Origin of the sequence: Aureimonas frigidaquae, assembly GCF_001463905.1 — a bacterium.
Classification (GTDB): Bacteria; Pseudomonadota; Alphaproteobacteria; order Rhizobiales; family Rhizobiaceae; genus Aureimonas; species Aureimonas frigidaquae.
This window is the reverse complement of the sequence record NZ_BBWR01000006.1, coordinates 51,865-71,574: the sequence shown is the minus strand read 5'-3', so window position 1 is coordinate 71,574 and position 19,710 is coordinate 51,865. Positions and strand designations below refer to the sequence as shown.

Here is a 19,710-nt window from a genome sequence, read left to right as displayed (position 1 = left end):
AGGGCAGTGAGGGCCGGGCCGGAGGAGGGTCGGGTTTGCGGGGGAATTTCGTCATGTCCGATGGGACACACTTTCCGCGACCGCATTCAAAGCTCAACCGGTGGTTCCGGCGCGAGGCCGGACGGGCTGTATCCGCACAATAGGGAGATGAACGGATCATGGCGAAGATCAACAAGGTTCTGGTCGGCGAGTCGCTGGTCGGAGAGGGCAACGAGGTCGCGCATATCGACCTCATCATGGGGCCGCGCGGCTCGGCGGCCGAATCCGCCTTCTGCAACGCGCTGGTCAACAACAAGGACGGGTTCACGAGCCTTCTGGCGGTGATCGCGCCGAACCTGGCGACCAAGCCCAATACGGTGATGTTCAATAAGGTCACCATCAAGGGCGCCAAGCAGGCGGTGCAGATGTTCGGCCCGGCCCAGACCGCCGTCGCACGGGCGGTCGCCGATGCGGTCGAGCAGGGCATCATCCCGGCCGACGAGGCCGACGACATCTTCATCTGCGTCGGCGTCTTCATCCACTGGGAAGCCGAGGACGACGCCAAGATCCGTGATTACAACTACCGCGCCACGCTGGAATCCATCGAGCGGGCGGTCAACGGCAAGCCGACGGCGGCCGAAGTGGTCGCGCAGAAGGGATCGGCGCACCATCCCTTTGCCGGTGCCTAGACACGAGACCATCCCGAGGACGACAAACCGGCGATGAAAGCAGGCCTTCTTCGGCGATTGGCAGGCATATTCGGTTTCCAGTAAGCACGATCAAGACGGGCGGGCGCCGCAAGGCCCCGCCCGTCTTGCTGACCGCTCATGGGCGCGATGGCGCCGGGGGTGGCTGCAGCAGGGCGGCGGCCGCATCCGCCGGCAGGGCGCGGAAGCGCAGGGCCGTGGCAGCGGCGATCAGCGCCATGACGCAGAAGGCCACGCGATAGGGCAGAAGCCGCCCCGCCTCGTCCACTCCGGCCAGCCCCGCCAGATCCACCATGCGTATGACGAGCGCCGACACGGCGATGGCGACGAGCTGTGCCCCCTGCTGCGACATGGCGCTCAGCGTCGTGGCCGGGCCACGCGCCGCACCGTCCACATCCGCGAAGGCGATGGTGTTGAGCGCGGTGAACTGCATCGAGCGCACCAGCCCCGCCGCGAAGAGGATGAGCGTCAAGGCGAGGGGCGGCGTGCGGCTGTCGACCAGCGCGATGGCGAGAAGGCTTGCCGAGGCCATGAGCCCCGTCGCGATCAGGAGACGGCGGAAGCCGATCCGCGCCAGTGTCCAGCTTGTCGCCGGCTTCATGGCGAGGTTCCCCAGGAAATAGGCCATGACGAAGGAGCCGGCGGCCAGCGGATCGAGGCCCAGGCCGACCTGCAGGATCAGCGGCAGAAGAAACGGCGTGGCGTTGATGGCCATGCGCGCGAACGTGCCCGCCCCGAGCGACGACAGGGCGAAGGTCGGAATGGATGTGACGGCAAGATCGATGAGCGGATGGCGGGCGCGCCGCAGGTGGCGAATGCTCAGCCACGCGGCCAGGCCACCGGCCGCCAGGAGCGCCAGGCCACAGACGGGCCTTGCCTGCGCCACCTGCTCCAGGCCGATCAGCAGGAGCGACAGGGCCGCTGCCGACAGGAGGAACCCGACCATGTCGAAGGGGCGCCGCGCGCGCGTTCCGCGATCCCGGATGAAGGCCAGCGACAGGACGAGGCCCAGCGCCCCAAGCGGAAGGTTGATGAGGAAGTTCCACTGCCAGCCGGCATGGAGGGTTATCCAGCCGCCGAGGATGGGCCCGGCAATGGGAGCGATCAGCGCCGGCCAGGTGATCAGCGCAATGGCCTGGAGGAGCCGGTGCCTGGGTGTATTGGCAAGCACGATCTGCCGCCCGACCGGCGTCATGAGCGCACCGCCGATCCCTTGAACCATGCGGGCCGCAGCGAAGGCGGGCAAACTTTCCGCCAGCGCGCAGGCGGCGGACGCCAGGCTGAACAGGGCGATGGCGGCCAGGAAGACCCGCCGTGCCCCGTAGCGTTCCGCCAGCCATCCGGCAGGCGGGATGCCGATGGCCATAGCCAGGAGATAGGCCGTAAAGCCGATGTTCAGATCGACGACCGATGTGCCGAAATGTGCCGCCATGGCGGGCAGCGAGGTGGCGATGACGGTGGCATCCAGCATCTGCATGAAGAAGGCGACCGCAACAATGCCCGCAACGAGGCGGGGCCGCGCCGGCGGCGCGGCCCCTTCGCTTTCGAATGTCATGGGAGGCTGGCTTCGAAAGCGGTCAGTTGGTGGCGGCCAGGGACTGGCGCGCCGCACGCTCGAAACGGGTGTCCACCCATCTATCGTAATCGACCGAGCCCTTCAGCAGCCCCGCCTTCGCCATGAAGGCTTCCTCGCCCTTCAGGGCCGCGATGGCTTCGGGCGTGATCTCGGGATCCTGGTAGAACCTGCCGTCCGCATAGGTGGCGCGGGCCGCCTGGGGGCTGTTGCCGGTTTCCTTGACGAAGATGTCGATCGTCTCGTCGCGATGGGCATCCGCCCAGCGCGCGGCCGCGATATCCACCGCCAGGATGCGCTCGACGATCTTCGGGTAGCGCCGGGCGAAATCGCCGTTCACGCTGATCAGATGCGGGACGGCCCATTCCGGGCGGCCGGATACGCCCGCATCGAAGAGGACCCGCGCCTGCCCCGCTTCGACCAGCTTGGTGGCCGATCCGGTGCTTTCGACGATGGCATCGATATCGCCCCGCACCAGCGCGGGGCCGGAATTCTCGATGCCGATATTGAGGCTCTCCACCGCGTCCAGCGAGACGCCCTCCGCCTCCAGCGCCTTGGCGAAGGTGGAATGCCGCACCGTGCCGGACAGGTAGGCCACGCGCTTGCCCTTCAGATCGGCAAGGGTCTTGATGTCGGAATCCGGCCGCACGAGGACGAGCGTCTCGTTGGACGGGACCCAGCTCGACAGGCCGATGAGCTTGACGTCCGCCCCGCTTGCGCCCAGCCGGAGCGAGGGGTTGTTGCCGATATAGGTCAGATCGATCGCGCCGGAGCCGAGCGCCACCGACGCGGCCGAGCCGCCGTCGAAGGTGGTGAGCTCGACCGGGATGCCATCGGCCGCAAACTCCTTCTCCAGGAGCTTCTGGTTGCGGAACAGGATGAACTTCAGATGCCCCGGCGCGGTCGAGCCGATGCGAATGACCTCGGGCTTCTCTTCCTGGGCAAGGGACGGGGTGCCGATGACGGCGGCGCCGAGGACGATAACGGCGGCTGTCAAACGGGCGAAGTCGCGGCGGGACAGGCGGTTGCGGAGCATGGGCAGGACCTTTCGTGTTCTGTTGGAAGAGGATCGGGGGGCGTCAGGCGGGCATGTCGCCATCGGCGCTGCGCCAGCGCGTGGCGCGGGCCTCCATGGCGACGAGGGCGTAGTTCAGCGCCAGGCCGACCGCCGTCAGCGTCAGGATGCCGGCATACATGCGGTCGGTTTCCAGCATCAGCGATGAATGCTGGATCAGGAAGCCGATGCCGGACTGGGCGGCCAGCATCTCGGCGGCGATGACGGAGAAGAGCGACGTCTTCACGCCGAGCCGCGCTCCGGCGACGATGGAGGGAACGGCGGAGGGAAGGATCACTTTGACGAAGAGGTCCCAGTCCGACGTTCCCATCGAGCGGGCCGCCTTCAGAAGCAGCGGATCGACGGATTTGACGCCGACGATCGTATTGATGAGCAGGAAGAAGAAGGCCGCATAGAAGGTGATGGCGATCTTGGACGCCTCGCCGATCCCCAGGACCAGGATGAAAACGGGCATCAGCGCGAATTGCGAGGTGTTGCGCAATGTCTGGACCAGAAGATCGCTCATGCGCTCGAAGGGCGGATAGCGGCCCATCAGAAGGCCGAGCGGAACCGCACTCGCAACGGCCAGGAGAAAGCCCAGCGCCGCGCGCTGCAGGCTGATGCCGATATGTTCGGCGATGGTCCCGCTGGCCAGCATCTCGCCCAGGGCCGCAAGAACGCGGCTTAGCGGCGGAAAGAAGAGCGCGTTGATCCAACCGGCACGCGGCGCGATTTCCCACAGAAGGGCAAGGGCGAGCAGCGCCGGCAGGCCGATGCCAAGGCGCAGGAGCCGCCGCCGAAGCCGGACCGTGCTTCCCGAGGCCTGCGCAGTTGGCCCCACGGTGCGGCCCTGCGGGAGTTTGGCGGAAACATAGGTCATGGGTCTCTCCTCAATGGGCGTAGGCGGAGGCCAGGGACCAGTCGCCCTGCGCCTTGCGCACCTCGTCCCGCAGCGCTTCCCACACGCGGGCGCGATAGGCGTTGAAGTCCGGCGTGTTGCGCAGATCGTTCGGGCGCGGGCGCGGCAGATCGACCGGGATGATCTCCTTCACGCTGGCCGGACGGGCCGTCATCACGACGATCCGGTCGGCCAGGAAGATCGCCTCGTCGATCGAATGGGTGACGAAGACGACCGTGGTTCCGATCGTTTCCCAGATGCGCAGCAGTTCCGATTGCAGGATGTCACGCGTCTGGGCGTCGAGCGCGGCGAAGGGCTCGTCCATCAGGAGCACTTCCGGATCGCCCGACAGGGCGCGGGCGATGGCGACGCGCTGCTGCATCCCGCCCGACAGCTGCGAGGGGAACCGGTCCTCGAAGCCGCGCAGCCCGAACAGGTCCAGGAAGTAGCGCGCCTTTTCGCGACGCTCGCGGGCGGGAACGTTGCGCACCTCGAGCGCATATTCGACGTTGCCGAGCGCGGTGCGCCAGGGAAAGAGCGCATATTGCTGGAAGACGTAAGCCGTCTTCGGGTGCGGCCGGGTCACGGTCTGGCCGTCGATCTCGGTGGTGCCGGAGGTGGGTTCCGTCAGCCCGGCAATTACGTCCAGAAGCACGGATTTGCCGCTGCCGGACGGCCCGACGAGCGTGACGAACTCACCCCGCCGAACAGTCAGGTCCACCCCGGACAGGACCGGCACGCGGTCGGTCCGGCGGCCATCGGACAGGACGCTCTGTCCGGCCTTCAGCTGGAAGGTCTTGCGAAGGTGGCGGACGGCGATCCGTTCCATGATGCGGGTCCTTCAGGCTTTGGTCAGCCCTGCGCGCTGCGCAGGCGGTGGGTCGGGTCGTCACGCGTGCCGTCGGCGCGTCCGCGCCGCCAGCCCAATGCACGGGCATAGCTTCCGAACAGCCCCGCCGCCTCGATGGCCGCGGCGTCCACCGCGACCGGGCCATGGGCGTGCTCGGCCACGTAGAGGGCGTCGGTGGGGCAGTAGATTTCGCACAGGAAGCAGGTCTGGCAGGCATCCTGCCGCGCGATGACGGGCAGGCCCGTCTCGTCGCGGTCGAAGACGAAGGCGGGGCAGACGCGCTCGCAGATGTCGCAGCGGATACAGCGCTCTTCGGAGACGAGCTCGATCATGAGGCGATCCCTTCCAGCCGGTCGGACGGCTCGGCGGCGTCGAAGGCCGCAACGACGTGCCCCTGCCCCGACACGACGATGCGCCGCTGCAGCGCTTCGTCCTCCTGCGGAAAGTCCGCCCGGCGGTGCGCGCCCCGCGTTTCGGTGCGCAATTGCGCCGCCGCCAGGACACAGCGTGCCGCATGGGTGACGGCCACCGTCTCCCGCGCGATGAGCCTGTCGGCCGGTGCGGGGGCAAGATGCCGGGCAAGTTCCTCCCAGACGCCGGCCGTGACGGCTTCGCCCTCGGCCAGCGTTTGCGCCGAGCGCCGGTAATTGCGCTCCAGAGGGACGATCTGGCCCCGCACCCGGGCGACGCAGGCGGCAAGATCCACCGGCTGCGCAGGCCCCTTCGGGCGCAGGCCGGCCTGGCCGAGCGGCGAAAGCCGGCCCTGCGCCGGGCGGCGCCGCGCCGCGCCGACGGCAGCTCCCCGGCCGGCCCACCAGCCGCTCGCCATGGCCCAGGACGCGTTGACCGCGCCGCCACCGGACACGCCGCCGGTGACATTCTCGCGCGAGGCGGCATCGCCCGCAGCAAAGAGGCCGGGCACGCCGACCGAACAGTCGGAGGTGGTCAGGCGTATGCCGCCCGTTCCACGAATGGTGCCCTCGTACTTCATCTCCACGGGGAAGAGATCGCGGAACGGGTCGATCTGCATGCGTTCATAGGGCACGAAGCAATTGGGCTGGCCCCGGCGCAGCGCCTCTGCAATCTGCGGCTCCGCAAGGTCGAGCCGCGCCAGAACGGGGCCTTCGATCAGCGCCTCCACGATGGTCCGCTCGGCGCTGCCGATCCCGTTGGTCACCCTCGTGCCATCCCGGTCCAGGAGCGGCGCGCCGTCCGCGCGGTAGAAGCTCGCCCAGCGGAAGGGCAGGCCCTTGTTGAGGGAAGAGCCGCGCGGCGCCAGCGTGTACTTGCCGCTGAACTCCATGCCGGACAGGGCCGCCCCGGCTTCCGATGCGAAGAGATAGCCATCCCCCGTCAGCCCGGTGCCGCCGAGGATACGCTCGAAGAAGGCGCAGCCGCCCGTGGCCAGGACGGTGCCGCCGGCCTCCACCCGGAAGGCCGCGCCGGTCCGGCGGTTAAAGCCCGCCGCGCCGGCAACGGCCGCGCCGTCGGCCAGAAGCTCCAGCACAGGGTGATGATCCAGCATCTGCACGCCGGCAGCCTTCACCCGGGCGCGCATGAAGCGCATGTAGTCCGGCCCGCGCAGATTGGCGACATAGAGATTGCCGCCATCATCGCTCGGGAACGGGTAGCCCCATTCCACCAGCCGCGACAGGTTCTCGAAGCACTGGTCGACGCAGCGCAGCATCCACCGCCGGTCGCCAAGGCCGGCCGTGCGCTTCCAACGGGCATCGACGGCAGGGCCGCGCCCGTCCCCCGGCGGGACGCACCATGTACCCGTGTTGGACGGGGCGGTAGCGCCGCTGGTGCCGAAATAGCCCTTGTCGGCCAGTATGACTTTGGCGCCCGTCTCTGCCGCGGACAGCGCCGCCCAGGCGGCCGCCGGCCCTCCCCCGACCACGAGAACGTCGCAGGCGAACGCTGCCTCATCGCCGCCGGCGTCACGCCGGGGCGCGGGGGCGGGCCGGCGCGGTCGTCCCTTCGTCTGGTCGATGGTCGGCATGGAGCTGTCCTTCAGGCGGCGTCGGACACGGAGGCCGGCGTGGACCCCGGCGCCCATTTGATGTTGCAGCCGATGGAGGGGCGCTGCTCCCCCGGCACCGGCCGGAGACTCAGCACCGCATCCGCCGCGGCGCGCAAATCCGCGCCCGTGACGGGGCGGTCGCTGCCCGGCCGGGCATCGTCGAACTGGCCGTGATAGGCCAGGCGCCGATCCTTGTCGTACAGGAAGAACTCCGGCGTGCAGGCAGCATTGAACGCCCGCGCGACCTCCTGCGTCGTGTCCTTCACATAGGCGAAGGCGTAACCCTGTTCCCGGCTTTCCGCGGCCACCCGCTCGAGCGATTCCTCGGGATGGGCGACCGGATCGTTGGCGTTGATTGCCAGGACGGCCAGGCCCTTTTGCGCATAGTCGCGCGCGAAGGCGGCGAACTCCTCCCGGATCAGAAGAACGAAGGGACAGCGGTTCGAAATGAAGGCGACCAGAAGCGCCGGCGTGCCGTCATAATCGGCCAGCCGGACGGTGCGTCCGTCCGGTGCCGACAGGACGAAGTCGGGCGCCGGGCTGCCGAGGGCGATCGCGCTGGATTCGGTTTTGGGCATGCGGATCCTCCAATCTGAGACACCCGCAATTAGTCTACAAAATCCATGTATTAAAAAGGCAATTTATTCCGTTGGCGCCCGAGGGTTGAGCCGTTCGTGCTCTTTTGCATATGTCGGCCAGAAGGCACCCCTCTGGTTCGGCCACCGGCCCTCGCCCGGATCATACTCCCGGGCGTGCATGTCCCGCGGCAGTTCCCACCTCCGCCATGCCTATCCGAACGGGGCAGCACGCCCAGATCGCGGGGAACGTCGCAGTGTCCCGCGCGAGCTGCGCAGTGTCCTTGCAAAACCAGCCAAGAACCTCAAGCGTGCGTTCGTAGTGAGCTTCGACAGGACCACGGACGATGTTCTTGTGATGCGCAACATTGTTTCGGAACGTGCGAACGAAATCGACCCCGGCATGCAGTCGATCGACGGTCATGGATCGAGGCATCGACGCGCTCATCGTATGAAACTGCGCCAGCCATAGGTCGGAGTGAAAAGACTTCGTGAAAAGCTTCACCCAAAAGCCGAAAGTGAGGTCACTCGTGATTTGATCCGCAACACTGTGGGACTGCTTCAAGGCCTCGGCCCTGGTGACCAACACGCGGAGTTCGGCAGCAAGTGGCGTCTTTCCCAGCCGACGCTCCAGCGTCAAGCTTTGGTACCAGCCTTTGCCATACCTGGATCTCAAACGGCGGACTGCGAAATTCCTGATTGCGACTTCCGTCTGATGCAACGTGGGAAGCAATGCACCAGCCACCGCCGTATTCCACGCATACAGCCGGATTGCCAGCCGTATGTCGCCGTTTGCCTGTTGCATATACCAGGACAACCGTGGAGGGGAAATCGTAGCGCCAACCCGCTGGCACACGGCATCGGCCATATGCACCCGGTCTTGAATCCTGGCATCGCAGGCCATATAAGTCATGCATGCGCTGTGGGAATTAGTCCCTGCCCGGCTTTCGCCGGTTACACCCCCCGCAGACACCGAAGCAAGGGTCGGGCCTCCGGGTGCCGGCCCTTCTTGTTTCCGATCATTCTCCACGTCGAATTCCACCTCATGTCGCAGGATAGGATAACGCTGCGGAGCCTTCCGGCCGTCTCAGCCTTCGGGTTTGCAATGGCCGTCGGCCGCTGCATACGTCCGGTGAGACCGGCAGCGCTCCCGGACCATTGCAATCTCGTTTGGCTGATAGCACGTCGGTGACGGCCCCGTAGCTGCCTGCGACGCGCTTCAAGGCCCACGCAGACGCCCGGCATGCAGTGCGCTGGCGACGAGGGCGCCGTGGCATCCTGCCTCGTGCAGGGCGGCGAGGTCCTCCCGGTTGCGCACGCCGCCGGCCGCGAAGACGCGCCTGCCGCCGGCCCGCCGGACGATATCGGCGATGCGTGCCATGTCGGGCCCCGCATCGGAGCCGACGGCGGCCAGCGTCATGACGATGATGTCGAAGGGCCAGGTATCGGCATGGTTCAGGAGTTCGGCGGGCCCGCGAAAACACGCGCCGGCAAAGTCGAGAGACAGGATGCTGTCCGGGGGCCAGGCGGAGGGGACGGACTGAAGGCTTTCCGACCCGAAGACCGGCCGCAGGCCCGGCGGCAGGGACCGGGCGGCGGCCGGATCGGCGAAGCCGCCATCCACCCAGAGCTGCACAGCCGGCACTCCATCGCGGATCGCCGTCAGTGCGCCGATCTGCAGCGGCTTGCCCTCTATGGCGTCGAGATCGGCCACATAGAGGGTTCCTGCGTCGGCTTCGCGCAGCAATGCCCGCGCCAGGCCGGCAGCGTCTTCGGCGCTGCCGAGGGGTGAAGCGATCGGGCGGTAGCTGTCGCGCCGTCCGCCCCTGCCATGCACGACGACGCCCCCCATCAGGTCCAGGACCGGTAGAATCTGCATGCAGGGCCTTTCGAATGCGGTGTATGAGGGTGGATCATCTCTACAGAAAGCGGCGTGGCGGCAATGGCAAGACGTTTGGGCTGGGATGTCGGCGGAGCGCATCTGAAGGCGGCGCTGTTCGATGGCGGCCGGATCGTCGGGGTGTGGCAGCAGCCCTCCCCCCTGTGGCAGGGGCTGGGCCATCTCGATACGGCACTGGACGCGATCCTGGCCCTGGCGGGCGACGTGCCCGAGCATCGCCTGACCATGACGGGCGAGCTGGCGGATATTTTCGACAGCCGCGCCGATGGCGTTGCCCGCTTGGCCGCCCGGCTGGCGGAGCGGCTGGGCCCGACTTTGCGCATCTATGCCGGGCCGGCCGGCTTCGTCGGTGCGGAGGCGGCGGCGCGGCACTTTGCCATGGTGGGGTCGGCCAACTGGCATGCCAGCGCCGCATTGGCGGCGCAGGCTCTGCCCGAAGCGGTGCTTGTCGACATGGGATCGACGACGACCGACATCGTCCCCGTTGGGGGCGGGCAGGTCCGCAACCATGGCTACACGGACAGCGAGCGCATGGCCGCCGGCGAACTTGTCTATCAGGGTTTCACGCGCACGAGCCTGATGGCTGTGGCGAACCGCGTCCCGTTTGATGGGCGGACCGTTCCCCTGATGGCGGAACACTTCGCGACCATGGCCGACGCGCAGCGCCTTGCCGGGCAGTTGGACGAGGGCGACGACCAGATGCCCACGGCGGACGGGCGCGGCAAGACACCGGCGGCCTCACGCGCGCGCCTTGCGCGCATGCTCGGCCTGGATGCGCAGGATGCCGACGATGCGCAATGGCGCGGCGTGGCGCAGGCCTTCGTCGAGGCGCAGTTGCGCCACCTGCACGATGCCGCGCTGCAGGTCCTGTCCCGCCAGCCGGTCGGGCCGGATGCGCCCCTGGTGCTGGCCGGGATCGGCCGGCCGCTGCTGGCCCGCCTGGCCGACCGGCTGGGCCGCGGCATTGTCGATTTCGGCGATCTGACGGAAGTCCCCTCCCCGCTGCGCGCGGCGGCCAGCCGCGCAGCGCCGGCTGTCGCGCTGGCCGCGCTGGATCAGCCCCCGGCGTGATCGGCCACCCGTGCCATCAGCCAGTCCCAGGCCAGGCGCTCGCGCGGGCCGGCCGTCTTGTCCACCGCAATGGAGAGATAGGCGATCTCGGCCGCGATCTTGTCGGGCGGCAGCATGTGCAGGCGGCTGACCAGGATGGCGAGTTCGAGCACCGCCGCCCTGGCGCGGTTCATACCCTCGAAGGGCGCATGCTGGCCGGATGCGGCGACACGGCAGTGGAAGCGCGGACGGATCTCGTCATCCTCCAGCGCGTCGACCACGAGCACGTCATGCGCAAGCGCGCCCGCTAGCCGCGGGACGGGGTATCCGCCGACGGGCAGGAGCGGCCAGTCGCGCCGGCCGGTGAGGCAGCCGGCGAAGATCAGAACATCATCGGTATAGTTGGCGACGGCAATGCCCGTCTGCCGCAGATTGGTGAGCGTCGTCGACGGGTGGAAGGGGGCAATGGTCCAGCCCGCGCCAGCCTCCTCGCCGCGGGCGATGATGCCGAGCGGCGCGATGTGCGGATCGCCTGTCGCGCAGACCGTCGTCAGAATGCATTCGCGTATCACGCGCCGTCTCCGTCGGGGCTGGCCGCGTCATCTTCGGTCCCGGCGGGGTCGGGCGGCCCGGCCTTTCCGGCCTTCAGTGTGTGGCCGGCCTTCAGCGTGTGGCCGGCCTCGGCCAGCCGTGTCCGGTCCTCGTGCACGGCTGGCGTAGCGACGCCGAAGACGAGCGGTTCGTCCTGCGCGAAGCGCTTGCCAAGCCGCCAGGCGATCTCCGCGCGCTGAAGCTCCGCGCCGAGGTAAAAGGCATGGGCCGGATCCTGCCCCACATCGATCTGCGGGTAGAAGGCGAAGGCGTCCTGCCGCACAATGTGCTGCCCGCGCGTGTAAAGATGAATGCCGTCCTCGGCCGTTTCGATCCGGTAATTGCGGTCCCGCACGGCCGCCGCCTGCTGCGCGATCTCGCCGGGGCTCGATGCGAAAGGCCGCATGTCGTGAAGCTGCGACAGGCCTGAGGCGTAGCCGCGCGGCAGGGCGTTGTCACGCCGGGCCGCATACATGACGCGCCGCGCAAGATCGTGCTCCTCTACCGTGCGGCGCGTATGCGGGCTCACATGCACGGTCAGGAGGTTGCGGATGGAAAGCTCCGAGGCCACGCCCAGAAGGATCGCGGTGATGCCGGAGGTGTCCGCCTCGGTCAGTTCGGTCAGATTGCCGGTCCCCATCATCATCTCGACCTGCGGCATGGCCTCGCGCAGCGCGTGGTAGCGGGCGAGCGAGGCCGACAGGCCGAAATGGATGGGGTCGAGGACCGGATCGGCAATGACGGCCAGGCCGCGCTGCTCGGCGAGCGTCACGGCCCGCACCAGCGAGGCGAGGTCACGCGGCTCGGCCGGCACCAGGATTGGCACCGCATTGCCGGCATCGGCAATGTCCAGCGTCCGCTCAGTCAGGCTGAGCAGGAAATCGGCGCCCGCGCGGTTGGCCCGGGTAAGCTCGTCACGGTCCGCGCTGTCGACGCTCACGGCATGGCCGGCCGACTTCAGGGCGGTGATCGACTGTTCCAGATGGGGAAAGGGCGTGTCGGGAAGGCAGCCGAGATCGATGACGTCCGCTCCGGCGGCAGACAGGTGGGCCGCCCGCGCCAGCAGGGCGTCGATACTGAGGGCCGAAGCGTCGACGATCTCGGCGAAGATGCGCATGTCGTGGCGGGACAGATCGCTCATCCGCCGATCCCGGCCCAGGAACTGCGGCAGATCGGCCACCTCGTCCGGTCCGCGCAGAAAGGGTACGCCGAAATGGGCGGACAGGCGGGCGAGATCGGCGCGGCAGCGCCCCGGAACGATGATGCGGTCAACGCCCGAGGGCGGGGGCAGCCGGCGCAGGATGATGTCGCCGGTCATCAGCGCGGCGACCTTGACGCCGATATCGTGAATCGAAAAGGCGAAGTCCGTTCGGCCAAGCCCCGCCAGGACGCTTTCCAGACGCGGCAGGGCCAGATGGCCGGTCAGGAAGAGGATATGCTCGCCGGCGAAGGGGCTGGCCCCCATGCTCACTCCGCCGCTTCGATCGCCATGCCGCCGTGAAGACGCGATCCGCGCGCGATGGCACGCCCCGGCACGGCGCCCGCCGCCAGCCGCTTGCCGGCCATCGACAGGTCCGCCGGGCCGGCGACATGGACCGCGGTTTCCGGGTGCAGCAGCTTGACGAAGGATTCATCCACCACGCCGGCGGCCGAAATGGCCTCGAGCGTCGAGCCTTCCGGCATGTCGAGCTGCTTGATCAGGCACAGCGAGCAGCCGGAGAACTGGCCGGCCAGCCACGCGGCCAGACTGTCGGAGGTCACGCTCCAGTTGCGCGGGATCTCACCGGCGCGGAGCGCCAGCTTGGCTGGCATCCAGACGGGAATATTGCCGGCCTCGATTTCCCGCAGGATGGCCTCCCGCGTGGCGACGGCGACGAGCCGCTCCCCAAGGCTGACCAGCGCCCGCCCGAACTGCTCCATGGCCAGGATGGCCATGTGATGGGCCGCGTCGTTGTCGAAGCCGATCACCGGCTGAAAGCGCCGCACCACGGCCGCGAAGGGGCCGCCGCCGGGAACGAGGACGAGCGGCCGGCTCGATTTCTCAATATTGCCAACCCACACTTTCAGGTCGGGCGAGGAAATCGAGCTGCCGCCCACTTTGACGATGAGCAGGTCCTTCAATTCATCGGCTCCTTCAGACATTTCGCATGATGCGGCGCCGGCCTTCCGGGCGGTGACCGCGGCGGTGCGACAGGGCGCACCCACCTGATATTCGCCACTCTTTCGCCTTTTTCCGGGTGAGGGCAAGGTGCCGGGGGCATCAATTCAATGCTGCACCGCAGCATGCCCAGTTCGCCCGCGGCGGATTTCCACTCCGGCGGCGGCTGGGCCGAGGTCCAGCTTTTCCACCCGAACGACCACATCCACCACGCGCGTCTCGCGCAGGAGCCGGGCCGCCAGTTCCTCAGCCAGGGTTTCGACGAGAACCGTATGTCCCCGTGCCACGACCGACCGCACTGCATCCATCATAATGTCGTAGGACAGGACGGCGGCCATATCCTCCGGGACATGGCCCGGCGGCAGAATCCCGGCATCGATGGAGAAGCTGACCCGCTGGCGCCGCCCGCGTTCGAACCCGTAGGCGCCGATCTCCATCTCCTGCACGAAATCGCGGATATAGACGCGGTCGAGCGGCTTGCCGTCCGCCGCCTGGGACACGGCCGCCGGCTGTATCAGCGCGGCGATCCGGGAAACGCGCTCCGGCACGAGCCGCGCATCGCGGCCGCCATCGGTCAGCGCGCCGCGAAAGCCGAGATAGTCGGGCCTCGCGCCAAGAAGCCGCGGCACGTCGGGCGCCTCCAGGGCGCCGGCCAGCCCGCTCATCAGGCCGCGCTGCCGGGCCTGTTCCACGAAATCCTCCAGCGCCACCGGCGACAGGTGGTCGAGGAGCCGCCGCCCGTCCTTGCGCCGCGTATCCAGCATGACGCCCCGGAACCCGGAGGCTGCCAGGAGATCGAGGAACGCAGGATCGGGCGCGTGGTCCTCGGCGAACAGGACGGCGATCCGCGCGACAGACGCCGCATCGCGGGCCAGGGCATCGCAGACGCGCTGCCAGGCCCCTTCATCGGCGGGAAAGAAGCCGATCTTGACGTAATCGGCATCCCGGCGCGCCAGAACCGCGGGGAGGATATGATCAGGCTCCATCGGCAGGTCGCCCGTCACCGCCGATACGGGGGCCCTGCCCCCCACAGCCTCCCGCACCGCCTGCAGCACCTGCGGGGACGCCGCCCCCAGCGCGCCGGATACCGGGTCCTTGACGTCGATCATGTCGGCACCGCCTTCGAGCGCGCCGACGGCCTCCGCCGCGTCCCGAACGCTCGCCAGAAATTTCGTCACGACGGCCTGATCCTTCTGCCCGGGTGCCCGGCCCATTGCTACAGGCGGCCGGGCAAGCTGCGCAAGCCGTGCGCGGACGGGAAAAAATCACCTTGTCGAAGCGGCTGGTTTGCATGTTCCCTTGCCCCTCCCGCACCCGGAGGAACAGCCCATGGCCAGCGCGCTGTCGAAAGCCTTCATGGCCCTTGCGCTTACGGCTCTTGCCGGCAGCGCCTCTGCCCAGCAGACGGCGCCCGAGCCGGCGGTCATCCGCATCGGCCTGTTGCGCAGCTACGAGCCAGTGCTGGCGCTGTCGGCGCTCGACATCCCGCCGGAGACGATCGGCGTTGCCGGGGCCGAACTCGCCATCGCAGACAACAACACGACCGGGCAGTTCATGGGCCAAACCTTCGAGCTGACCGTATCGACGCAGGCGCCGGGCGACGATATCGGCCCGGCCATGCAGGCGCTGCTCGATGCCGGGGTCCACTTCGTCGTCACCGACCTGTCGGCCGAGGATACGCTGAAGGTCGCGGATCTGGCCGGCGGCGGCGCGACCATCCTGAATGCCGGCGCGACCGACGACAGCCTGCGGGAGGAGAATTGCCGCCCGAACCTTCTGCACACCGCGCCGAGCCGCTCCATGCTGACCGACGCGCTGGCGCAGTATCTGATGTGGAAACAGTGGCGCAACTGGGTACTGGTGTCCGGTGAGCACCCGAACGACAAGCTCTTCGCCCAGGCCCTTCGGGACTCGGCCCTCAAGTTCGGCGGCGAGATCCTCGAAGAACGCGTCTTCGAAGACAAGGGCGGCGCGCGGGCGACCGATTCCGGGCAGGCGCAGGTCCAACGGCAGATCCCCGTCTTCATGCAGGGCCTGCCGGACCACGATGTCGTGCTGGTGGCCGACGAGAGCGAGGTTTTTGGAAGCTACATTCCCTGGCGGACATGGCTGCCCCGGCCGGTGGCCGGGACGGCGGGCCTCGTGGCCGCCTCGTGGCACCCGGCCAGCGAACAATGGGGCGGCGCGCAGATCCAGAACCGGTTCGAAAAGATGGCCGGCCGGCGTATGCTGCCCAAGGACATGCAGGTTTGGACGGCGATCCGCATCATCGGCGAGGCCGCCTCGCGGACGGCATCGGCCGAACCGGGCGCGATCCTGTCCTTCATCAAGGGACCGGACTTTTCCATCGCGGCCTTCAAGGGGCAGAGGCTGACCTTCCGGGATTGGAACTGGCAGTTGCGCCAGCCCATCCTGCTCGGCGAAGGGCGGTCTGTCGTCTCGGCCTCCCCACAGGAGGGGTTCCTGCACCAGAACAGCGAGCTCGACACGCTGGGCGTCGACCGTCCGGAAACACGGTGCCACGGCGCACCGTGACAATCAGCCGTCGAGGGTTCACTCTGGCCTCTCACAAAGGAGCGTGCCGTACCCCGACCGGGCGCGGCACGATCGGGGGGACGCCGGCGTGTCGCTGCAGGCCAGACTGATTGCCGCCATACTCTGCGCGCTCATCGCCATACTGGCGCTGGGCGGCGCGGCCACGGTCCTGCACGTGCGCGAGCGGATCGAGACGGAAATGCGCTCGGCCCATATCGTGGCGGAGCATCGCATCGCGCGGCAGATCGCCGAGCTGCCGGCCGCGCTGGATCCGCAGGAGAAATTCCGCGCGTTGATCCGCACCTTCGACAGCGACCGCCATGCCCGGCTGGCGCTTCTGGGCGGCGATGGACGCACCGTCCAGGCATCGCATCTGAACCAGCCGCGGGACCCTGCGCCGGCCTGGTTCGCGCAACTCTTCGCACCACCGGCGCAGGTGAGCGTGGTGCCGCTTGCGCTGTCCGGCCCCGTTTCCGCCCTGGAACTGACGATCGATCCGACCAGCCACACGCGCGATGTCTGGACCGATCTTGGCCTCGGGCTCACCATCCTGGCCCTGTTCGTCTGCCTGTCGCTGCTTCTCGTCTACGCCATTGCGCGCAGCGCACTGGGCCCGCTTACGGCGGTCCGGGCCAGCCTGCACGACATCGGCGCCGGGCGTTACGACACGCAGATCGCCCCCTCCGGCCCACCGGAGATCCAGGCGCTGGCCGCCAGCTGCAACGACATGGCCGCGCGCCTGAGCGCCATGGCGGCGGAGAACCGGCGGCTCGGCGCCCTTATCGATCGCATGCAGGAAGAGGAACGCGCCGAGCTTGCGCGCGACCTGCATGACGAGGTGGGGCCCTTCCTCTTTGCGATCGACGTGGACGCCGCCGGCATCGAGGCGGCGAGCGGCGGGGAGATTGCCGAGCGGGCCGGGGCCATCCGCAAGGCGACCGCCCATGCCCGCCAGGCAGTGCGCCGCATCCTCGCCAATCTGCGGCCGGGGCTCCTGCCCGGGCTCGGCCTGCGGGAGACGCTCGAGCAACTCTGCCGCGAATTCGCCGCACGCCGCCCCGAAATCTCCTTCGAGCTGGAGATCGACGCCGATACATTCGGGGAAGAGTCGGATGCCACGCTCCTGCTCGTCATCCGCGAAGCCATGCTGAACGCGCTGCGCCATGGCCATCCGCGCCGGATCGCACTGGCCGTATCGGCGGAGGCCGGTGCGGTGCGGTTCCGCGTCGGGGATGATGGCGGCGGCCCTGTCGGTGAGCGCCGGCAAGGCTACGGAATTTCCGGCATGATCGAGCGCGTGGAGGCTGCCGGCGGCACGATCGCCATTGCCGCGACGGCGCAGCCGGCGGGGCTCGTCGTTTCGGGCGCGCTGCCGCTGGCGGCGGCCCGTGCAATGCCGGGGCCAGGACGGGAGGCGCAGGCCGCATGAAGGTTCTGATCATCGACGATCATATGGTGGTGCGTGACGGGGTGCGGCGGCTGATCGCGCCGCTCGAACCCCAGGCCATTGCGGAGGCGGAAACGCCGCGCGATGCGCTGGATGCGTTTCGGCGCCTGCGGCCGGACATCGTGATCCTGGATATCAACCTGCGCGGCGGGAGCGGGCTGGAAGTGCTCCGGCGGCTGCATGCCAACGATGCCTCGGCCCGCGTGGTTGTCTTCTCCATGTATTCCGACCTCGTCTATGCGACGTCGGCCCAGCGCGAAGGCGCGCTCGGCTACGTGTCCAAGAGCGCGCCCTCGGACGAACTTCTGACCGCCATCCGCAAGGCGCTGCGCGGCGAGCCCTATGTGGACAGCGTCACGGCATCCCTGCAGGAAAGCGCCGCCGTGAACCTGGCGGCGCGCCTGTCGACCCGCGAATTGGAGATCCTCCACATGATGGGGGAGGGCCAGAGCCTGACCGATATCGCGGCCGGGCTGGGCGTCGCCTACAAGACCATCGCCAACACCTCGACGCGCATCAAGGAGAAGCTCGGCCTGGAACGCACCTCGGACCTGATCCGCTTTGCCGTGGAGACGAGGGGCGGCCGGCTGCTGGGCGGAGTCTGACCCCTTGATAAGGGGAACTATTCCCATGGGTGGCCGGCGGGTCTGTCCCTAAGCTTGCAGACAAGGCGCATCGGGGCCGCATCCTTCCCTTCGACGGAACGGGCCGCCGACCGGCCGCGCCAGGGGAGGAGCGATGAGGAAGACCCTTCTTGCCGCACTGGCCACCGCGCTGACGCTTGGCGCCAGCCCGGCCTTCGCCTACCGCATCTATGTCTCGAACGAGCGCGGCAACGACGTGACCGTGCTCGACTCCGCCGATTTCGAGGTGATCGAGACGATCAAGGTCGGCCAGCGGCCACGCGGCATCGTCGTATCGCCGGACGGCGCGCGGCTTTACGTCTGCGCGAGCGACGACGATACGATCGAGGTCATCGACACCCGCACGCACGAGATCATCGGCACGCTGCCGTCGGGCCCCGATCCGGAGCTGATGGTCGTCTCGCCCGATGGCACGCGCATGTATGTGGCCAACGAGGACGACAATCTCGTCACGGTGATCGACCTGACCACCGGCAGCCGCGTCGTGGAGATCCCCGTCGGTGTGGAGCCCGAGGGCATGGGTGTCTCGCCCGATGGCAAGATCATCGTCAACACGTCCGAAACCACCAATATGGCCCACTTCATCGACCGAGACAGCGAGCAGATCGTGGCCAACGTGCTGGTGGATTCCCGGCCCCGCTTCGCCGAGTTCAAAGCCGACAATTCCGAGGTCTGGGTCTCGGCCGAGATCGGCGGCACCGTCAGCGTGATCGACGCCGCCACGCGGGAGATCAAGCACAAGATCAGCTTCGAAATTCCCGGCATCAGTCCCGAGCTGATCCAGCCGGTCGGCGTGCGGCTGACGGCGGACGGCTCGAAAGCCTATGTCGCGCTTGGGCCTGCCAACCGTGTGGCCGTCGTGAACGCCACCACCTACGAGGTGGAGGACTACCTGCTCGTCGGACAGCGCGTTTGGCAGCTCGCCTTTTCGCCGGACGGAGCGCATCTCTTTTCCACGAACGGAATCTCGAACGATATTTCGATCATCGATACGGCCCGCGACGAAGTGATCAAGTCGGTGCAGGTCGGGGAGCAACCGTGGGGCGTCGCCGTCGCCGCGCCGGACTGACACGACATGCTGGGAGGCTAAGCTCGGACTATGAGATTACAGGGACGTTTGCTCACCATCGCCATGCTCGCCTGCATGCCGCCGCTGACCGCCTTCGCGCAGGACACGGGTGGGGCGGCGCAGACGCAGGCCGCACCCGACGACGACGATGATGATGATGACGACGATGGCGGCGAGCCCGCCGCCGCCGCACCCGCCACGGCTCCGGCCGCGACGGGGGGCAATGCCGGCAACGCGCAGATGCCGGCCAGCGCGATGTCGGCGGAAGCCTTGGGGCTGCCGCCCCTGTCGCGCTCCAGCCAGGACGTGCCGGAACTTATCCTCGGCAGCGCCGACGGCGATTTCACGGTGAACGAGAAAGACTTCGTGATGCGCGTCGGCCAGGCCTATCGCTGGCGCATCAGCTCGGAGGGCAACCTCGAATACAAGTTGCGGGCCCCCGACTTCTTCCGCAATGTGTGGTTCAACCAGATCGTCATCAGCGATCTGGAGGTCCACATGGCAGGCCCGCCCGCCTGGCTGGAATACGATGCCAAGGGCACGATCCAGATCCAGTTCAACACGGTGCGGCCCGGTAATTTCGAATGGTGGGTCGAGGGACTGGACGGCAGCCAGGGCATGAAGGGAACCATCACGGTGGTGCCTTAAGGGCCTCTG

At 68.1% G+C, this 19,710-nt stretch carries 20 protein-coding genes; 7 read left to right on the top strand and 13 right to left on the bottom strand.

Translation table 11 applies throughout. The features are described 5' to 3' along the window. Positions 1-158: 158 nt before the first annotated feature. Positions 159-668, top strand: coding sequence for a formaldehyde-activating enzyme (fae, locus tag AUL30_RS06835; protein ID WP_062227126.1), 510 nt, complete (start codon positions 159-161; stop codon positions 666-668). A gap of 136 nt (positions 669-804) precedes the next feature. Here the strand turns inward: fae and AUL30_RS06830 are convergent, their stop codons facing one another. The 9 genes from AUL30_RS06830 to AUL30_RS06790 form a co-directional block, all read right to left on the bottom strand. Then, on the bottom strand, positions 805-2,241 hold the full coding sequence (locus AUL30_RS06830; protein WP_062227125.1) for an MFS transporter: 1,437 nt from the start codon (positions 2,239-2,241) through the stop codon (positions 805-807). A gap of 22 nt (positions 2,242-2,263) precedes the next feature. After that, positions 2,264-3,295 carry an aliphatic sulfonate ABC transporter substrate-binding protein gene (locus tag AUL30_RS06825; protein WP_062227124.1) on the bottom strand — a complete coding sequence of 344 codons (1,032 nt, stop codon included), beginning with the start codon at positions 3,293-3,295 and terminating at the stop codon, positions 2,264-2,266. 43 nt (positions 3,296-3,338) lie between these two features. Beyond that, a complete protein-coding gene (locus AUL30_RS06820; protein WP_083507724.1) occupies positions 3,339-4,193 on the bottom strand; it encodes an ABC transporter permease in 855 nt (284 codons plus the stop codon). Positions 4,194-4,203: 10 nt separating this feature from the next. After that, complete coding sequence (locus tag AUL30_RS06815) at positions 4,204-5,040, bottom strand: ABC transporter ATP-binding protein (RefSeq protein ID WP_062227123.1); 837 nt, start codon at positions 5,038-5,040, stop codon at positions 4,204-4,206. 23 nt (positions 5,041-5,063) lie between these two features. Continuing rightward, the gene (locus AUL30_RS06810; protein WP_062227122.1) at positions 5,064-5,393 is read right to left on the bottom strand and encodes a 4Fe-4S dicluster domain-containing protein; all 330 of its coding nucleotides are present in this window, start codon (positions 5,391-5,393) and stop codon (positions 5,064-5,066) included. After that, entirely contained in the window at positions 5,390-7,063 is a 1,674-nt protein-coding gene (locus AUL30_RS06805; RefSeq protein ID WP_083507743.1) for an FAD-binding protein, read from the bottom strand. The genes AUL30_RS06810 and AUL30_RS06805 overlap by 4 nt, the downstream gene beginning before the upstream one ends. A gap of 11 nt (positions 7,064-7,074) precedes the next feature. Beyond that, positions 7,075-7,662, bottom strand: coding sequence for a thioredoxin family protein (locus AUL30_RS06800; protein WP_062227121.1), 588 nt, complete (start codon positions 7,660-7,662; stop codon positions 7,075-7,077). 160 nt (positions 7,663-7,822) lie between these two features. Beyond that, positions 7,823-8,572, bottom strand: coding sequence for a hypothetical protein (locus AUL30_RS06795; RefSeq protein ID WP_062227120.1), 750 nt, complete (start codon positions 8,570-8,572; stop codon positions 7,823-7,825). 306 nt (positions 8,573-8,878) lie between these two features. Further along, positions 8,879-9,538, bottom strand: a complete 660-nt coding sequence (locus AUL30_RS06790) for a HisA/HisF-related TIM barrel protein (RefSeq protein ID WP_062227119.1) — start codon at positions 9,536-9,538, stop codon at positions 8,879-8,881. Positions 9,539-9,601: 63 nt separating this feature from the next. On the opposite strand from AUL30_RS06790, the gene AUL30_RS06785 reads away from it, so the two are divergent. Further along, entirely contained in the window at positions 9,602-10,630 is a 1,029-nt protein-coding gene (locus tag AUL30_RS06785) for a hydantoinase/oxoprolinase family protein (RefSeq protein WP_062227118.1), read from the top strand. Here the strand turns inward: AUL30_RS06785 and AUL30_RS06780 are convergent. From AUL30_RS06780 to AUL30_RS06765, 4 genes are all read right to left on the bottom strand, one after another. Next, positions 10,615-11,181 carry a DUF447 domain-containing protein gene (locus AUL30_RS06780; RefSeq protein ID WP_062227117.1) on the bottom strand — a complete coding sequence of 189 codons (567 nt, stop codon included), beginning with the start codon at positions 11,179-11,181 and terminating at the stop codon, positions 10,615-10,617. The two genes, AUL30_RS06785 and AUL30_RS06780, sit on opposite strands and share 16 nt — an antisense overlap. After that, the gene (locus AUL30_RS06775) at positions 11,178-12,665 is read right to left on the bottom strand and encodes a DUF6513 domain-containing protein (RefSeq protein WP_062227116.1); all 1,488 of its coding nucleotides are present in this window, start codon (positions 12,663-12,665) and stop codon (positions 11,178-11,180) included. Before AUL30_RS06775 ends, AUL30_RS06780 begins: the two co-directional genes overlap by 4 nt. 2 nt (positions 12,666-12,667) lie before the next feature. After that, positions 12,668-13,321 carry an amino acid kinase family protein gene (locus tag AUL30_RS06770; protein ID WP_244490728.1) on the bottom strand — a complete coding sequence of 218 codons (654 nt, stop codon included), beginning with the start codon at positions 13,319-13,321 and terminating at the stop codon, positions 12,668-12,670. A gap of 144 nt (positions 13,322-13,465) precedes the next feature. After that, positions 13,466-14,536, bottom strand: coding sequence for a (5-formylfuran-3-yl)methyl phosphate synthase (locus AUL30_RS06765; RefSeq protein ID WP_062227205.1), 1,071 nt, complete (start codon positions 14,534-14,536; stop codon positions 13,466-13,468). A 151-nt stretch (positions 14,537-14,687) separates the two neighbouring features. Between AUL30_RS06765 and AUL30_RS06760 the strand changes: the two genes are divergently transcribed. From AUL30_RS06760 to AUL30_RS06740, 5 genes are all read left to right on the top strand, one after another. Next, positions 14,688-15,893: an ABC transporter substrate-binding protein gene (locus AUL30_RS06760; RefSeq protein ID WP_062227114.1), complete on the top strand. Its 1,206-nt coding sequence runs from the start codon at positions 14,688-14,690 to the stop codon at positions 15,891-15,893. Between the two features lie 43 nt (positions 15,894-15,936). Continuing rightward, positions 15,937-17,322, top strand: coding sequence for a sensor histidine kinase (locus AUL30_RS06755; RefSeq protein WP_157069964.1), 1,386 nt, complete (start codon positions 15,937-15,939; stop codon positions 17,320-17,322). After that, on the top strand, positions 17,319-17,945 hold the full coding sequence (locus AUL30_RS06750; RefSeq protein WP_062227112.1) for a response regulator transcription factor: 627 nt from the start codon (positions 17,319-17,321) through the stop codon (positions 17,943-17,945). The genes AUL30_RS06755 and AUL30_RS06750 overlap by 4 nt, the downstream gene beginning before the upstream one ends. Before the next feature lie 133 nt (positions 17,946-18,078). Beyond that, positions 18,079-19,053: a PQQ-dependent catabolism-associated beta-propeller protein gene (locus tag AUL30_RS06745; protein WP_062227111.1), complete on the top strand. Its 975-nt coding sequence runs from the start codon at positions 18,079-18,081 to the stop codon at positions 19,051-19,053. A gap of 30 nt (positions 19,054-19,083) precedes the next feature. Continuing rightward, positions 19,084-19,701 (top strand): cupredoxin domain-containing protein, encoded by a 618-nt coding sequence (locus tag AUL30_RS06740; RefSeq protein WP_062227110.1) that lies wholly within the window; start codon positions 19,084-19,086, stop codon positions 19,699-19,701. Positions 19,702-19,710 lie beyond the last annotated feature (9 nt).

Bases quoted from the DNA above. Each gene is read 5' to 3' on its own strand.
- fae (WP_062227126.1), top strand. From the start codon at position 159: ATGGCGAAGATCAACAAGGTTCTGGTCGGCGAGTCGCTGGTCGGAGAG.
- AUL30_RS06830 (WP_062227125.1), bottom strand. From the start codon at position 2,241: ATGACATTCGAAAGCGAAGGGGCCGCGCCGCCGGCGCGGCCCCGCCTC.
- AUL30_RS06825 (WP_062227124.1), bottom strand. From the start codon at position 3,295: ATGCTCCGCAACCGCCTGTCCCGCCGCGACTTCGCCCGTTTGACAGCC.
- AUL30_RS06820 (WP_083507724.1), bottom strand. From the start codon at position 4,193: ATGACCTATGTTTCCGCCAAACTCCCGCAGGGCCGCACCGTGGGGCCA.
- AUL30_RS06815 (WP_062227123.1), bottom strand. From the start codon at position 5,040: ATGGAACGGATCGCCGTCCGCCACCTTCGCAAGACCTTCCAGCTGAAG.
- AUL30_RS06810 (WP_062227122.1), bottom strand. From the start codon at position 5,393: ATGATCGAGCTCGTCTCCGAAGAGCGCTGTATCCGCTGCGACATCTGC.
- AUL30_RS06805 (WP_083507743.1), bottom strand. From the start codon at position 7,063: ATGCCGACCATCGACCAGACGAAGGGACGACCGCGCCGGCCCGCCCCC.
- AUL30_RS06800 (WP_062227121.1), bottom strand. From the start codon at position 7,662: ATGCCCAAAACCGAATCCAGCGCGATCGCCCTCGGCAGCCCGGCGCCC.
- AUL30_RS06795 (WP_062227120.1), bottom strand. From the start codon at position 8,572: ATGACTTATATGGCCTGCGATGCCAGGATTCAAGACCGGGTGCATATG.
- AUL30_RS06790 (WP_062227119.1), bottom strand. From the start codon at position 9,538: ATGCAGATTCTACCGGTCCTGGACCTGATGGGGGGCGTCGTCGTGCAT.
- AUL30_RS06785 (WP_062227118.1), top strand. From the start codon at position 9,602: ATGGCAAGACGTTTGGGCTGGGATGTCGGCGGAGCGCATCTGAAGGCG.
- AUL30_RS06775 (WP_062227116.1), bottom strand. From the start codon at position 12,665: ATGGGGGCCAGCCCCTTCGCCGGCGAGCATATCCTCTTCCTGACCGGC.
- AUL30_RS06760 (WP_062227114.1), top strand. From the start codon at position 14,688: ATGGCCAGCGCGCTGTCGAAAGCCTTCATGGCCCTTGCGCTTACGGCT.
- AUL30_RS06750 (WP_062227112.1), top strand. From the start codon at position 17,319: ATGAAGGTTCTGATCATCGACGATCATATGGTGGTGCGTGACGGGGTG.
- AUL30_RS06745 (WP_062227111.1), top strand. From the start codon at position 18,079: ATGAGGAAGACCCTTCTTGCCGCACTGGCCACCGCGCTGACGCTTGGC.
- AUL30_RS06740 (WP_062227110.1), top strand. From the start codon at position 19,084: ATGAGATTACAGGGACGTTTGCTCACCATCGCCATGCTCGCCTGCATG.